General features: G+C 62.8%; 14 protein-coding genes. 6 read left to right on the plus strand and 8 right to left on the minus strand.

From position 1 onward, the window contains the following. Window positions 1-2 precede the first annotated feature (2 nt). The 7 genes from IE126_RS08460 to IE126_RS08490 form a co-directional block, all read right to left on the minus strand. Window positions 3-2,966, minus strand: a complete 2,964-nt coding sequence (locus IE126_RS08460; protein WP_189380712.1) for a 2-oxoglutarate dehydrogenase E1 component — start codon at window positions 2,964-2,966, stop codon at window positions 3-5. Window positions 2,967-3,004: 38 nt separating this feature from the next. Continuing rightward, window positions 3,005-3,355 carry a hypothetical protein gene (locus IE126_RS08465; RefSeq protein ID WP_054304054.1) on the minus strand — a complete coding sequence of 117 codons (351 nt, stop codon included), beginning with the start codon at window positions 3,353-3,355 and terminating at the stop codon, window positions 3,005-3,007. A 52-nt stretch (window positions 3,356-3,407) separates the two neighbouring features. Continuing rightward, window positions 3,408-4,292, minus strand: coding sequence for a succinate--CoA ligase subunit alpha (gene sucD / locus IE126_RS08470; protein WP_054304055.1), 885 nt, complete (start codon window positions 4,290-4,292; stop codon window positions 3,408-3,410). A 12-nt stretch (window positions 4,293-4,304) separates the two neighbouring features. Continuing rightward, complete coding sequence (locus IE126_RS08475) at window positions 4,305-4,775, minus strand: hypothetical protein (RefSeq protein ID WP_054304056.1); 471 nt, start codon at window positions 4,773-4,775, stop codon at window positions 4,305-4,307. 7 nt (window positions 4,776-4,782) lie between these two features. Further along, window positions 4,783-5,976, minus strand: coding sequence for an ADP-forming succinate--CoA ligase subunit beta (gene sucC, locus IE126_RS08480; RefSeq protein WP_054304057.1), 1,194 nt, complete (start codon window positions 5,974-5,976; stop codon window positions 4,783-4,785). A 242-nt stretch (window positions 5,977-6,218) separates the two neighbouring features. After that, a complete protein-coding gene (locus IE126_RS26270; RefSeq protein WP_189380713.1) occupies window positions 6,219-7,283 on the minus strand; it encodes a calcium-binding protein in 1,065 nt (354 codons plus the stop codon). Between the two features lie 177 nt (window positions 7,284-7,460). Continuing rightward, window positions 7,461-8,153 carry a class I SAM-dependent methyltransferase gene (locus IE126_RS08490; RefSeq protein WP_108128448.1) on the minus strand — a complete coding sequence of 231 codons (693 nt, stop codon included), beginning with the start codon at window positions 8,151-8,153 and terminating at the stop codon, window positions 7,461-7,463. Between the two features lie 146 nt (window positions 8,154-8,299). On the opposite strand from IE126_RS08490, the gene IE126_RS08495 reads away from it, so the two are divergent. Continuing rightward, entirely contained in the window at window positions 8,300-8,839 is a 540-nt protein-coding gene (locus tag IE126_RS08495) for a phosphatase PAP2 family protein (RefSeq protein WP_108128447.1), read from the plus strand. 71 nt (window positions 8,840-8,910) lie between these two features. On the opposite strand, the gene mdh is transcribed toward IE126_RS08495, so the two are convergent. Then, window positions 8,911-9,873, minus strand: coding sequence for a malate dehydrogenase (mdh, locus tag IE126_RS08500; RefSeq protein WP_108128446.1), 963 nt, complete (start codon window positions 9,871-9,873; stop codon window positions 8,911-8,913). Window positions 9,874-10,073: 200 nt separating this feature from the next. Between mdh and IE126_RS08505 the strand changes: the two genes are divergently transcribed. From IE126_RS08505 to IE126_RS08525, 5 genes are all read left to right on the plus strand, one after another. Further along, window positions 10,074-10,820, plus strand: coding sequence for a sulfite exporter TauE/SafE family protein (locus tag IE126_RS08505; protein WP_082401098.1), 747 nt, complete (start codon window positions 10,074-10,076; stop codon window positions 10,818-10,820). A gap of 112 nt (window positions 10,821-10,932) precedes the next feature. Beyond that, window positions 10,933-11,796, plus strand: coding sequence for an HpcH/HpaI aldolase/citrate lyase family protein (locus IE126_RS08510; RefSeq protein ID WP_189380714.1), 864 nt, complete (start codon window positions 10,933-10,935; stop codon window positions 11,794-11,796). 39 nt (window positions 11,797-11,835) lie between these two features. Continuing rightward, a complete protein-coding gene (locus tag IE126_RS08515) occupies window positions 11,836-12,378 on the plus strand; it encodes an NnrU family protein (protein WP_108128444.1) in 543 nt (180 codons plus the stop codon). 4 nt (window positions 12,379-12,382) lie between these two features. Continuing rightward, entirely contained in the window at window positions 12,383-12,586 is a 204-nt protein-coding gene (locus IE126_RS08520) for a DUF1737 domain-containing protein (RefSeq protein WP_054304065.1), read from the plus strand. Between the two features lie 39 nt (window positions 12,587-12,625). Beyond that, entirely contained in the window at window positions 12,626-13,657 is a 1,032-nt protein-coding gene (locus tag IE126_RS08525) for a MaoC family dehydratase (protein WP_054304066.1), read from the plus strand. The last annotated feature ends 94 nt before the right edge of the window (window positions 13,658-13,751 follow it).

Consider the following 13,751-nt stretch of genomic DNA (forward strand, 5'->3'; position numbering starts at 1 on the left):
GCTTATTTCCCTTCGAAAGACAGCGCATCATTCACGAGCGCTTCCTGTTCAGCTTTGTGTTTGGAGGCGAGGCCCGTGGCGGGCGAAGCCGAGGCCGTGCGGCCGGCATAGCGCGCGCGTTTCGCAGCGCCACCGACCTGATCCAGCACCCATTCGATATTCGGCTCGATGAAGCTCCAGTAACCCTGGTTCTTCGGTTCTTCCTGACACCAGACCACCTCGGCCTGCGGGAAGCGCCCCAGTTCGGCGCGCAGCGATTGCGCCGGGAAGGGGTAAAGCTGTTCCACCCGCAGCAGGTAGACATCATCGGCGCCTCGGGCATCCCGTTCGGCCAGCAGGTCATAGTAGACCTTGCCCGAGCACATCACCACGCGCCGGATCTCGGCATCGGGCTTCAGTTGCTGCGACGAATTGCCCTTCTGGGCGTCATCCCACAGCACGCGATGGAAATACGAGCCGGTGGTGAAATCCTCAGCGGTCGAGACACACATCGGATGCCGCAGCAGCGACTTCGGCGTCATCAGCACCAGCGGCTTGCGGAAATCGCGATGGATCTGACGCCGCAGGATGTGGAAGTAGTTCGCCGGGGTCGAGCAGTTCGCCACGATCCAGTTTTCCTGCGCCGAAAGTTGCAGGAAGCGCTCGGGACGTGCCGACGAATGTTCAGGCCCCTGCCCTTCGAACCCGTGCGGCAGCAGCATGACCAGACCGGACATCCGCAGCCACTTGCTTTCGCCCGAGTTGATGAACTGGTCGAACATGATCTGCGCGCCGTTGGCGAAATCGCCGAACTGGGCTTCCCACAGCACAAGCGCATTCGGCTCGGACAGCGAATAACCGTATTCGAAGCCCAGCACCGCATATTCCGACAGCATCGAGTCGATGACCTCATACCGCGCCTGACCGGCCCGGATGTGGTTCAGCGGATAGTAGCGCTCTTCGGTGCCTTGCTCGATGAAGGCCGAATGCCGCTGCGAGAAGGTGCCGCGCGTGCAGTCCTGACCGGACAGACGCACGGGATAGCCCTCGGTTTGCAGCGAGCCGAAGGCCAGTGCCTCAGCCGTTGCCCAGTCGAAACCGGCGCCGGTCTCGAACATCTTCTTCTTGGCTTCCAGCTGGCGCGCGACGGTCTTGTGGATCTCGAACCCGTCCGGCACACGGGTCAGCGCGGTGCCGACCTCGGCCAGAGTCTCGGGTTTGATCGCGGTATTGCCGGCGATATATTCCTCGCCTTCGCGCGACATGTTCTTCCAGCGGCCATCCAGCCAGTCGGCCTTGTTCGGCTTGAATTCCTTGCCAGCCTCGAACTCTTCGTTCAGGCGGGCCTGGAACGCGGCCTTCATATCCTCGATCTCGCCTTCCGGGATCAGGCCATCCTTCACCAGCCGGTCGGTATAAAGCTGAAGCGTCGTCTTGTGACGCTTGATGCGGTTATACATGATCGGGTTGGTGAACATGGGCTCGTCGCCCTCGTTGTGACCAAAGCGGCGGTAGCAGAAGATGTCCAGAACGACATCTTTGCCGAACTTCTGCCGGAACTCGGTCGCCACGCGGGCGGCATGCACCACGGCTTCGGGATCATCACCGTTCACATGGAAGATCGGCGCCTCGACCATCAGCGCGATATCCGTCGGATAAGGCGAGGTGCGCGAGAAATGCGGTGCGGTGGTGAAGCCGATCTGGTTGTTCACGACGATATGGATGCAGCCGCCGGTGCGATGGCCCTTGATGCCCGAAAGCTGGAAGCATTCGGCCACGACGCCCTGACCCGCGAACGCCGCGTCGCCATGCAGAAGGATCGGCAGAACCTGACGGCGTTCCGTATCGCCAAGCTGATCCTGCTTGGCACGGACCTTGCCCAGAACGACCGGGTTCACCGCCTCAAGGTGCGAGGGGTTCGCGGTCAGCGACAGGTGGACGGTATTGCCGTCGAACGTGCGGTCCGACGAGGCGCCGAGGTGATATTTCACGTCGCCCGACCCATCCACATCCTCGGGCTTGAAGCTGCCGCCCTGGAATTCGTTGAAGATGGCGCGGTAGGGTTTGCCCAGAACATTGGCCAGAACCGACAGGCGACCGCGGTGCGGCATGCCGATGACGATTTCCTTCAGCCCCAGATTGCCGCCCCGCTTGATGATCTGTTCCATCGCGGGGATCAGCGCCTCGCCGCCATCCAGACCGAAACGCTTGGTCCCCATGTATTTGACATGCAGGAACTTCTCAAAGCCCTCGGCTTCGACCAGCTTGTTCAGGATGGCGCGGCGGCCTTCGCGGGTGAAGGCGATTTCCTTGCCGTAGCCTTCGATCCGTTCCTTGAGCCAGGCGGCCTGTTCAGGGTCGGAAATGTGCATGTATTGCAGCGCGAACGTGCCGCAATAGGTGCGCTTCACGATCTCCATGATCTGCCGCATCGAGGCATGGGTCAGGCCCAGCACATTGTCGATGAAGATCGGGCGATCCATGTCGGCTTCGGTGAAGCCATAGGATTTCGGGTCCAGTTCCGGGTGGTTGGAACTGTCGCGCATGCCCAGCGGGTCGATATCGGCAGCCAGGTGGCCGCGAATCCGGTAGGCGCGGATGATCATGATGGCGCGGATCGAATCCAGCACGGCGCGCTGAATCTGCTCCTGCGTCAGGGCCACATTGGCCTCGGCCGCCTTTTCGGCGATTTTCTTGCCCGCGCCCTTGGCCTCTTTCGGCACCAGCGGCCATTCGCCGGTCAGCGCGGCAGTCAGTTCGTCCGCCGGTTGCTGCGGCCAGTCATTGCGCGCCCAGGACGGGCCCGCAGCGGCGCGCTTGGCTTCCAGCTCGCTGTCACCCAGCGCCTTGAAGAAAGCGGCCCAGCCGGCATCGACCGAATTCGGGTCGGCGGCATAGCGGGCCTGAAGCTGGTCGATGTAATCGGCATTGGCGCCGTCCATGAAGGATTGCGCGTTCAGCGTGGCGTTGGGGGATTGATCGGTCATGTCAGTGCCTCATTGAGACGTATGGACGAAGGGGGGCGTCACTTGCAGCTTACGACAAGCTTGCGCACACCCGGCATCTGTTCGGGATGTTCCAGCGCGCGGTCCTCGGCCGATGCGACGCCACGGGTGCCGCAAATGCGCGCCGGGGCGGCCTTGAGCTGGGCCTTGTCGGTGCTGGCCGCCTTGTAGAACAGGACGTTCGGCACGCCCTGAATAACCAGCCCGCCTATACCCGCCCCGTTCGCGGAATAGGCGACGATATTCGCGGCAGAAACGCCGGTGGCGGCCTCGGCGGCCGCCATGCCATTGCGGGCACCCGTTGTGGGCCCGGAGGTGACACACCCTGCAAGTGCAACACTCGCCAGCGTGGCCATGGTCAGAAATCGCATGCTCGCCTCCCTTCGAGAGGTTCCCCGGAGGCATACCCCCGGGGAACGAGGTTTACTTGCCCAGCGCCTTCATCACGGCTTCGCCCAGATGGGCGGGGCTGTCGGCAACCACGATCCCGGCGGATTTCATCGCCTCGATCTTGGATTCCGCATCGCCCTTGCCACCGGCCACGATGGCACCGGCATGACCCATGCGACGGCCTTTCGGCGCGGTGCGGCCCGCGATGAAACCGGCGGTCGGCTTCCAGCGGCCACGCTTCTTTTCATCGGCGAGGAATTGCGCGGCTTCTTCTTCGGCCGAGCCACCGATTTCACCGATCATGATGATCGAATGGGTTTCCGGGTCCGCGAGGAACATTTCCAGCACGTCGATGTGCTCGGTGCCCTTGATCGGATCGCCGCCAATGCCCACGGCCGAGGACTGACCCAGACCAAGGTCGGAGGTCTGCTTCACCGCCTCATAGGTCAGCGTGCCCGAACGCGACACCACGCCGACGCTGCCGCGCTGATGGATGTGGCCCGGCATGATGCCGATCTTGCAGGCGCCGGGGGTGATGACGCCCGGGCAGTTCGGCCCGATCAGCCGCGATTTGGAGCCTTCCAGCGCCCGCTTCACGCGCATCATGTCAAGCACCGGAATGCCCTCGGTGATGCAGACGATCAGCTCCATCTGAGCATCGATCGCCTCGAGGATCGAGTCGGCCGCGAAGGGCGGCGGAACATAGATCACGGTCGCATTGGCCTCGGTCACGGCTTTCGCTTCGTGAACCGAGTTGAAGACCGGCAGGTCAAGGTGGCTGGTGCCGCCCTTGCCGGGCGTCACACCGCCGACCATCTTGGTGCCATAGGCAATCGCCTGTTCGGTGTGGAAGGTGCCCTGCGAGCCGGTGATGCCCTGGCAGATAACCTTGGTATTTTCGTTGACGAGTACGGCCATCTTTGGCGCCTCCTATCTGTGTTTCGAAATCGAATAGAGTCGTTCAGACCCTTTGACTTCGAAGATCAAGGTGAATTGGTATTTGTCAGCTTTGACTGTGTACTTCAGGGCTTTGCCGCCCTGACCCGCTTCGAGCGATACATCTGATGCGCCAATACGCTTTGCAAGATCCTGTACCATCCGCTTGGCCTTCGCCTCAGGGACTGCTGAAAGCTTCTCGCCGTTCCATCTAAAGCTGGCGCCGCAAGACTTTCCCGCCGAGGAAATAAAGTTGCTGCCGGGACCAAGTTTGATCTTGGAAGCCACAAGCTTTTTCGCGGCAGCGCGCACGTCACGATCAGACAGTCCTGGCGCGGTCGCCACACAGATGGACTCGAAGAACCTAAGTTCAACGTCCATATGATTGTCAGAAGCATGACCGGGGGTGATGCCCCCAGCCATGGCAACGGTCAGCGCGATCAGGCTGTGACGCCAGCGGATCATCGAAGCCTCAGCCCTTCACCGCTTTCACGATCTTCTGCGCCGCGTCGCTGAGGTTGTCACCCGCGATCACGTTCAGCCCGCTTTCGTTGATGATCTTCTTGCCCAGCTCGACGTTGGTGCCTTCCAGACGCACGACCAGCGGAACCTTCAGGCCCACTTCCTTCACCGCAGCAATGACGCCCTCGGCGATGACGTCGCAGCGCATGATGCCGCCGAAGATGTTGACCAGAATGCCTTTGACGTTCGGGTCCGAGGTGATGATCTTGAAGGCCTCGGTCACCTTCTCTTTGGTCGCACCGCCGCCCACGTCGAGGAAGTTGGCGGGTTCCGCACCGTAGAGCTTGATGATGTCCATGGTCGCCATGGCAAGGCCCGCGCCGTTCACCATGCAACCGATCTCACCGTCCAGCGCGATGTAGTTCAGGTCGAATTTCGATGCGGCGAGTTCCTTGGGGTCTTCCTCGGTCTCGTCCTTCAGCGCCTGGATGTCGGCGTGGCGATACAGCGCATTGCCGTCGAACGACACCTTGGCGTCCAGCACCTTGATCTGGCCTTCCGGGGTCACGATCAGCGGGTTGATCTCCAGCATCTCCATGTCCTTCTCGACGAAGGCCTTGTAGAGCGTCTTGGCCAGCGCGACCATCTGCTTCACCTGCGCCCCTTCGAGGCCCAGCGAGAAGGCCAGACGGCGGCCGTGGAAATCCGACAGACCCGAAGCCGGGTCAACCGAGAAGGACAGGATCTTTTCGGGGGTCGAGGCGGCGACCTCTTCGATATCCATGCCGCCTTCGGTCGAGCAGACGAAGGAGATGCGGCTGGTCTGGCGATCCACCAGCAGCGCGAGGTAGAGTTCGCGCGAGATGTCGGAACCGGCCTCGATGTAGATGCGGTTCACCTGTTTACCGGCCGGGCCGGTCTGATGGGTGACCAGCGTGCGGCCCAGCATCTGCTTGGCCAGCGTTTCGGCTTCTTCCACCGATTTCGCCAGACGGACACCGCCCTTTTCACCGGCTTCCGGTTCCTTGAACTTGCCCTTGCCGCGGCCACCGGCGTGGATCTGCGCCTTGACGACCCAGAGCGGCCCGTCCAGTTCGCCCGCCGCGGTCTTGGCTTCCTCGGCTTTCAGGACGACACGGCCGTCCGAAACCGGGGCGCCATAGCTGCGGAGAAGCGCCTTGGCCTGATATTCATGGATGTTCATGGATCATGTCCCATCGCTGCTGATTTGGGGGCGTGATGCCATAATGGAAGGCGCTTTCAAAACGGCATTTGCGTGATCGGCAGGATTTGACGCATAAAAATCGCCTTTGTGATCACACGTCGAAAAAGTGTGATCACAAAGGCGATGCCGTTGCCGCAAACGCCGCAGCGCAGCGAGAGAAAACCCGACTCGGAGCGCGTCTCCCGGCCGGGAAAACGCGCCCTGCCGGGCCAGTCTTCCCGTCAGATGAAGGCAAAATCTGCCCGCGTCAGGTCTGAAGCAAGCATGTTTTCGACCAGAACCGCCACCTTATCGGCGCTGATCGAGACATTGGCCCCACGCTGGCGGATCACCAGATCGGAAAAGGTTATGGAGCCCCCGAAGGTGATCCGATCAATCCCGTCCTCGAAATCGGTGATCCTGTCGGTGCCACCTCCCTTGAAGAACAGGAAGACATCCTTATCCGCGCCGCCGGTCAGCCTGTCATTCCCCTTGCCACCACTCAGCCGGTCAGCACCGGCACCGCCAAGAAGAATATCCTGACCGGCATCCCCGGAAAGCCGATCAGAATCCACCCCGCCTTCCAGCAGATCGTTGCCTTGCCCCCCGAACAGCGTGTCGTTCCCGCCGCCGCCATGCAGCGTATCGTTGCCCTGCTTGCCGGTCATGAAGGTTGCCGTCTCGCCACCCGTCAGATCGTCACTCTTCCGAGTGCCGGACAGCAGTCGCTGGTCAGAGGTCACCAGAAGCACGAACTTTCCGGTATCGGACGTAATGCCATAAGGATTGTGCCCGGTAATATCCAGAAACACCTTGCCGTCTTTCTCAGCCGTCCAGCTGATTTCCCTGTAACCTCTGCCGCCCCATGCCTCATCCAGCACGATGCCCCGTTCACTTCGGATCGTCAGTTCCGGTTGGGGGAGGCCCTTTGCTGTTCCATCCCCCTCGACGCGGAAAGTATAGGTTACGCCAGCCCTGGCGTTGACCTTGTACCAGTCAGAGTCGAGATAGCAGTCGATGACGCCTGCCGTGACACCACCGATCCTCGCAATTTTCGTTGTTTCAACATCGTTTCGGACATTGTCGCTGGAAACCCAGCTGAGGATATACTCGCAAGTCGCCCCGCGTGACGCGACCTCGGCAAAGACCTCGGCGCCCGTACCGCCGCCCACCACGACAGTCCGACGATCATACCAACCGCCACCGTCGCTGTCGATGATACCACCGGTCTTGTCCAGAACCAGAAGCTGAAGTTCCTCGACGCTGTTTGCCCCGCCGGTTCCCGTCGCATTGATCTGGTAGGACATCCCAGCTTTCAGGCTGACCCGAAACCAATCCGAAACATCTGATCGCTCCAAGATGCCGGTTACGCTTTTTCAGGCAAGAGCCTCGCCTTCGTCCCTGTATTCCCCGCAATATCGGCCATTCCCCATAACTCCCATTGAAAATATGAGAGCAAATTTCGGGTCGACCAGCACAACCTGTCAACGATTCGCGGTGCTGCGACTCGCCACGCAGAGAACCTGCCCCCTCGGCAGCCGGTTTGCGCGGATACTCACCTGCAATCCGGCCTGCGCGCAGAAATAGTGGATGTCGGATTCCAGCAGATGATAGGGCGGGCGGATGTCGTGGGTGACCACACCATCGGGCTGCCGCACCGGGCCGAGGCTCGATTGCGCATCGGGGGCAAGGAACACCGTGAACAGGAATTTCTCGAACCGGGTGAAGTGGTCGGCCACCCGCAGGAGACCCCGGCGCAGGTGATTCACCGGCAGGTGGGTGAACACTGCGAAACACAGCAGATAATCCAGATCGCGCGGAATGCCGGGAAAGCTGAAATCCGCGTCCTCCACCAACTGCAGGGCGGGCAGACGGGCGCGGTCGCCCTCGGTCAGTTCCGCGCGGTAGCCCTTGAGGATCAGGTCGCGCGACAGGTCGCTGCCCCAGTAATGGCCGGGGTTCAGATAGGGCACGACGCGGCAGCCGGTGCGCAGGGGGCCGCAGCCGATGTCCAGCATGCGGTGGCGCGGGCGCAGCCCTTCGGCCAGCAGCATCTCCATCTGGATGATGCCGGTTTCCTCCCATCGCCCCCCGATGATGGCACGATGCTGCCCCTTCGCCAGCGCGTCGGGAATGAAGGCAGGCGCGTGATAGGGAGAGATGTGGCCCTTGCTCATACCCCCGGCGCTAGCACGGTGTCGCGACGCGCGGAAGAGGGCATGGCGCCTAGTCCTGATGATGGTCTGCAACTCCGGTTGCATGGCGGCGACGAGGCCAGCGACCGAAGGCTGGCGCGATCTCCGCAGCCCCCAAGGACACTGCCATGCCCCCGATCCACCTTTGGCACCGCCTGCCCGCGTGCGCCCTGACCCTTGCCGCCTGTCTTGGCCTTTCCACGCCTGTCATGGCCCAGGACAAGACCGGACTGGAACGCACGGGCGATGCGCTTCAGGTCATTCTGCCCGCGATGGCCGGGGTCTGCGCGATCCGGCAGCAGCGGACAGCGAATTTCGTGGCCGGCCTTGCCACGACAGAGCTGGTGACGCAGGGCCTGAAGGCAGCCACCCGCGACAGCCGGATCGGTCGCCGCCCCAACGGGCATGACCGGGGCTTTCCGTCGGGGCACACCTCCATGGCATTCTACGGCGCGACCAGCCTTGCGCGGGATTGCTGGCGCGACAGCCCGGTTGCAGGCGCGCTGGCTTTCGGCGCGGCAACGCTTGTCGGGGTTTCGCGCGTCAAAGCCGACCAGCATACCGTGGGTCAGGTTCTGGCCGGGGCGCTGGTGGGTTACCTTGCCCATGGCGTCACCATGGATCTTTCCGGCGACAATGTCGCCATCGGCTATCACATGGAGTTCTGAGACGAGGCCGAAGCACCATGACAAAAGCCCGGCACATGGCCGGGCTTTTGCAATTCGTAAGCGGGGCCGGATCAGGCCAGCGACGGGTCGATGCCCTTGCAAGCCTCGACAAGGCCCTTAACCGCGTCAACCGACTTGTTGAACATCGCCTGTTCGTCGGCATTCATCTTGATGTCGACGATCCGCTCGATGCCCTTGGCACCGATGATCGTCGGCACGCCGACATACATCCCGTCCAGACCGAAGGCGCCCTTGACGTAGGCCGCGCAGGGCAGCAGGCGCTTCTGGTCTTTCAGATAGGCTTCGGCCATTTCGATGGCCGAGGTGGCGGGCGCGTAGAAGGCCGAGCCGGTTTTCAGCAGGCCGACGATTTCCGCGCCGCCGTCACGGGTGCGCTGCACGATGGCGTCCAGCTTCTCCTGCGTGGTCCAGCCCATCGCGACTAGATCCGGCAGCGGGATGCCCGCGACGGTGGAGTAGCGGGTCAGCGGCACCATGGTGTCGCCATGGCCGCCCAGAACGAACGCGGTCACGTCGCGCATCGAGACATTGAATTCGACCGACAGGAAGTGACGGAAGCGCGCCGAATCGAGCACGCCGGCCATGCCCACGACTTTCTCATGCGGCAGGCCCGAAAATTCGCGCAGCGCCCAGACCATCGCGTCCAGCGGGTTGGTGATGCAGATGACGAAGGCGTTCGGCGCATGGGCCTTGATGCCCTCGCCCACGGATTTCATGACCTTCAGGTTGATGCCCAGCAGGTCGTCGCGGCTCATGCCCGGCTTGCGCGGCACACCGGCGGTCACGATGCAGACATCGGCGCCCGCGATGTCCTCATAGCTGTTGGCGCCCTTCAGAACGGCGTCGAAGCCCTCGACCGGGCCGCACTGCGCCAGATCCAGCGCCTTGCCCTGGGGGGTGCCTTCCGCGATGTCGAACAGGACGATATCGCCGAGTTCCTTGATGGCTGCGAGATGGGCGAGCGTTCCGCCGATCTGGCCAGCGCCAATCAGTGCGATCTTGGGTCGTGCCATGATTCCGTCTCCGGCTGGGATTGTATGCAACGGTATGCTTTAGGCGTCTCGCGGGATTCACGCAAGACTGCCGCGATGCGGCATGACAGGCCAAGTTGCCCTGCGCAAGTTGTTTGCGCTAAAGGCTGCGGAAAGTTGCGTGGCAACCGGCGCGAGTCGGCCGGAACAGGGTCGCCCAAATGGCGACGGAGGCAGGGCAAGTGGAAGATCTGGCGTTCTGGGCAGCCGCAATTCCGGCCGCAGTTCTGGTGGGCATGGGGAAGGGCGGTGTGCCGGTGGTGGCCATGCTGTCAGTGCCGCTGATGAGTCTGGTGATGTCGCCGGTCATGGCGGCGGGGCTGCTGCTGCCCATTTATATCGTCTCGGATATGTTCGGGCTCTATGCCTATCGCCATGCCTTTGACAAACGGGTGCTGGCCATCATGGTGCCTGCCACCACTTTGGGTGTCGCGCTGGGATGGGCCACCGCGCATCTGGTGCCCGAACGGATTGTCGGCGGCATCGTTGGTCTGGTCGGCGCGGTCTTTGCCGCCAACCTGCTGTTGCGCCGCCCGCGCGTGACCGAGCCGCAACCCGCGAAAGTGGCGCCCGGCCTGTTCTGGGGCGCCGCTACCGGCTTTACCAGCTTCGTCAGCCATGCAGGTGCCCCGCCCTATCAGGTCTATGTCATGCCGCTGGGCCTGTCGAAAGCGGTGTTCGCGGGCACATCGACCATCCTTTTCGCCTATGTGAATGCGATCAAGCTGATCCCCTATTGGGCGCTGGGTCAGATCAGCCTCGGCAACCTGAAGGTTACGCTGTTGATGGCGATCCCGGCCTCCGCCGCGGTGTTCGGCGGGGTCTGGCTGGTGCGCAGGCTGCCGGAAGCACTGTTTTTCAAACTGGTGACCTGGGCCTTGCTGCTGCTGTCGCTGAAACTGGTCTGGGGTGCCTTTCCACTGAGCTGACCGCCACGCGCGGCCCCGCAGCAAGAATTTCTGCAATGCGGCAAATCGGGGCTTGCCGAATGTGCCGCAGATGTGGTCTTTGGCGAAAGAATCTTTCACGGGAGACTCGACCATGACCGCCCGCCCCTGCCGCTCTGTCCTTTACATCCCCGGCTCGAAAGAACGTGCGCTGGAAAAGGCGCGCGGCCTTGCCACCGATGCGATCATCTTCGATCTGGAAGATGCCGTCGCGCCCGAGGAAAAGCCCGCCGCCCGCAAACTGCTGGCGCAGGTGCTGACCGACTGGGATTTCGGTCGCCGTATGCGGATCGTGCGGATCAACGGCTTTGATACCGAATGGGGCCGCGCCGATGCCGATGCGATGGACGAGGCCATCGCACGCGGGGCCAGGATCGACGCCATTCTGGTGCCCAAGGTAAACCGGGCCGCTGATCTGGATGCCGTGGCCGATGCCGTGCCGGGCGCCGATCTCTGGGCGATGATGGAAACCTGCGCCGGGATGCTGAACGCCGCCGAGATTGCGGCCCATCCGCGTCTCAAAGGCATGGTCATGGGCACCAATGACCTTGCCAAAGAGCTGAACAGCCGCTTCCGCCCCGACCGCCTGCCGATGCAGACCGGGCTGGGCCTCTGCCTGCTGGCAGGCCGCGCCCATGGCGTGACGCTGATCGACGGCGTTTACAACGCCTTCAAGGATGAGGACGGGCTGCGCTTTGAATGCGAACAGGGTCGCGATATGGGCTTTGACGGCAAAACGCTGATCCATCCGGCGCAGCTTGACATCGCCAACGCCGCCTTTGCACCGTCCGAGGCCGAGCTGACCCTCGCCCGCCGTCAGATCGCCGCCTTTGACGAGGTGATGGCCCAGGGCGGCGGCGTCGCCGTGGTCGATGGGAAGATCGTTGAAAATCTCCATATCGTGACGGCGCGGGCCACCCTCGCCAAGGCCGATGCGATTGCGGCCATGGCAGAGTGATGCGAGTGTGAACCCAGTTCACATTCAACGGAGCCAGCCATGACCCTGCTCGCCCTCGGCCTGATCCTCTGGATCGCCGCCCATTTGTTCAAGCGCCTTGCCCCTGATGCCCGAGCGGGGCTGGGGGATCGCGGGCGCGGTATTGTTACGCTGGCCATCCTCGCCGGGGTGGTGCTCATGGTGATTGGCTATCGCAGCACCGAAGGCACCTTCTACTGGGGTCGCAGCCCGGCGCTTGTCGGCATCAACAATCTCCTGATGCTGATTTCGGTCTATCTGTTCGCCGCCGCCGGGATGAAAACGGCCATCGCCCGCCGCCTGCGGCACCCGATGCTGACGGGTGTGCTGCTGTGGTCCACCGCGCATTTGCTGGTCAATGGTGACACGCCGTCCTTCCTCCTGTTCGGCGGCCTCGGCCTCTGGGCGCTGGTGGAAATGGTGGTCATCAACCGCGCCGGCCCCTGGGTTCCGCCCCCCGCCAAACCCGCGAAGTTCGAGGCCATGGCTGTCGCCGGCACGCTGATCGTCTATGGTGCCATCGCGGGCGTCCACTATGCGCTCGGCTATCCTGCATTCGGGTGACCCCATGAAACTCTATCGTTTTCTCAGCGATGACGACACATCGGCCTTCTGCCACAAGGTGACCGCCGCCCTGAACAAGGGGTGGGAACTGCACGGCGCCCCCACCTATGCCTTCGACGCCGCCCGCGGCGTGATGCGCTGCGGTCAGGCTGTGGTGAAGGAAGCTCCCGGCATCTACACCCCCGAAACCAAGCTCGGCGAGCATTGACCCGGCGGGACACCCCGCCGCAGCAGGAGAGCACAGCGCATGAAAACCAATCCCGGCCGGTTCTTCGAGGATTACCGCATCGGCGAAACCATCACCCATGCCGTGCCCCGCACGGTTTCGGGCGGGGAACGCGCGCTGTATCATGCGCTCTACCCTGCCCGGCATGCTCTGTATTCCTCCGATGAATTTGCCCGCGCCAGCGGCCTCAGCGCCAGTCCGATTGACGATCTGGCCGCCTTCCATGTGGTCTTCGGCAAAACTGTGCCCGATATCAGCCTGAACGCGGTGGCGAACCTCGGCTATGCAGAAGGCCGCTGGCTCGCCCCGGTTTACCCCGGCGATACGCTGCGGTCGGAATCCACCGTCATCGGGCTGAAGGAAAACTCCAATGGCAAGTCGGGCGTGGTCTATGTCCGCACCCGCGGACTGAACCAGAACGGCGATTGCGTGCTGGAATATGTGCGCTGGGTGATGGTGCGGAAGAACCATCTCGACGCCCCCGCGCCCGAAGCCGTGGTGCCGGAGCTGAAGAAGGCGCTCGCGCCGTCCGATCTGGTGATCCCGGCGGGCCTTGATTTCACCCGTTACGATTTCGCGCTGGCGGGCGAGCCGCATCGCTGGGGCGACTATCAGGTTGGTGAACAGATCGACCATGTGGATGGCGTGACGATCGAGGAAGCCGAACACATGATTGCCACCCGCCTGTGGCAGAACACCGCCAAGGTGCATTTTGACGCGACATTCCGTGATGATGGCAAGCGGCTGATCTACGGTGGCCATATCATCAGCATGGCCCGCGCCCTGTCGTTCAACGGCCTCGCCAATGCCCAGATGATCGTCGCGCTGAACGGCGGGGCGCACGCCAACCCCTGCTTCTCGGGCGATACCGTCAAGGCCTGGTCCGAGGTCCTGGACAAAGCCGATACCGATGCGCCGGGTGTCGGCGCCATCCGGCTGCGGCTGGTCGCAGTGAAACAGGGCGCCGCACCCTTCGCGCTGAAGGGCGCGGACGGCAAATACGCACCGGAGGTTCTTCTGGACCTCGATTACTGGGCCGTGATGCCCAAATAAGCCGCGCGTTCATACTGGCCAAAATATCCCGGGAGGCGCCGCAGGGCGCGGGGGCAGCGCCCCCTCCTCCATCGGGATCAGAGGTGCGGTCGAG

Source organism: Gemmobacter nanjingensis, from assembly GCF_014652195.1.
In the GTDB taxonomy this organism is placed as follows: Bacteria; Pseudomonadota; Alphaproteobacteria; order Rhodobacterales; family Rhodobacteraceae; genus Gemmobacter; species Gemmobacter caeni.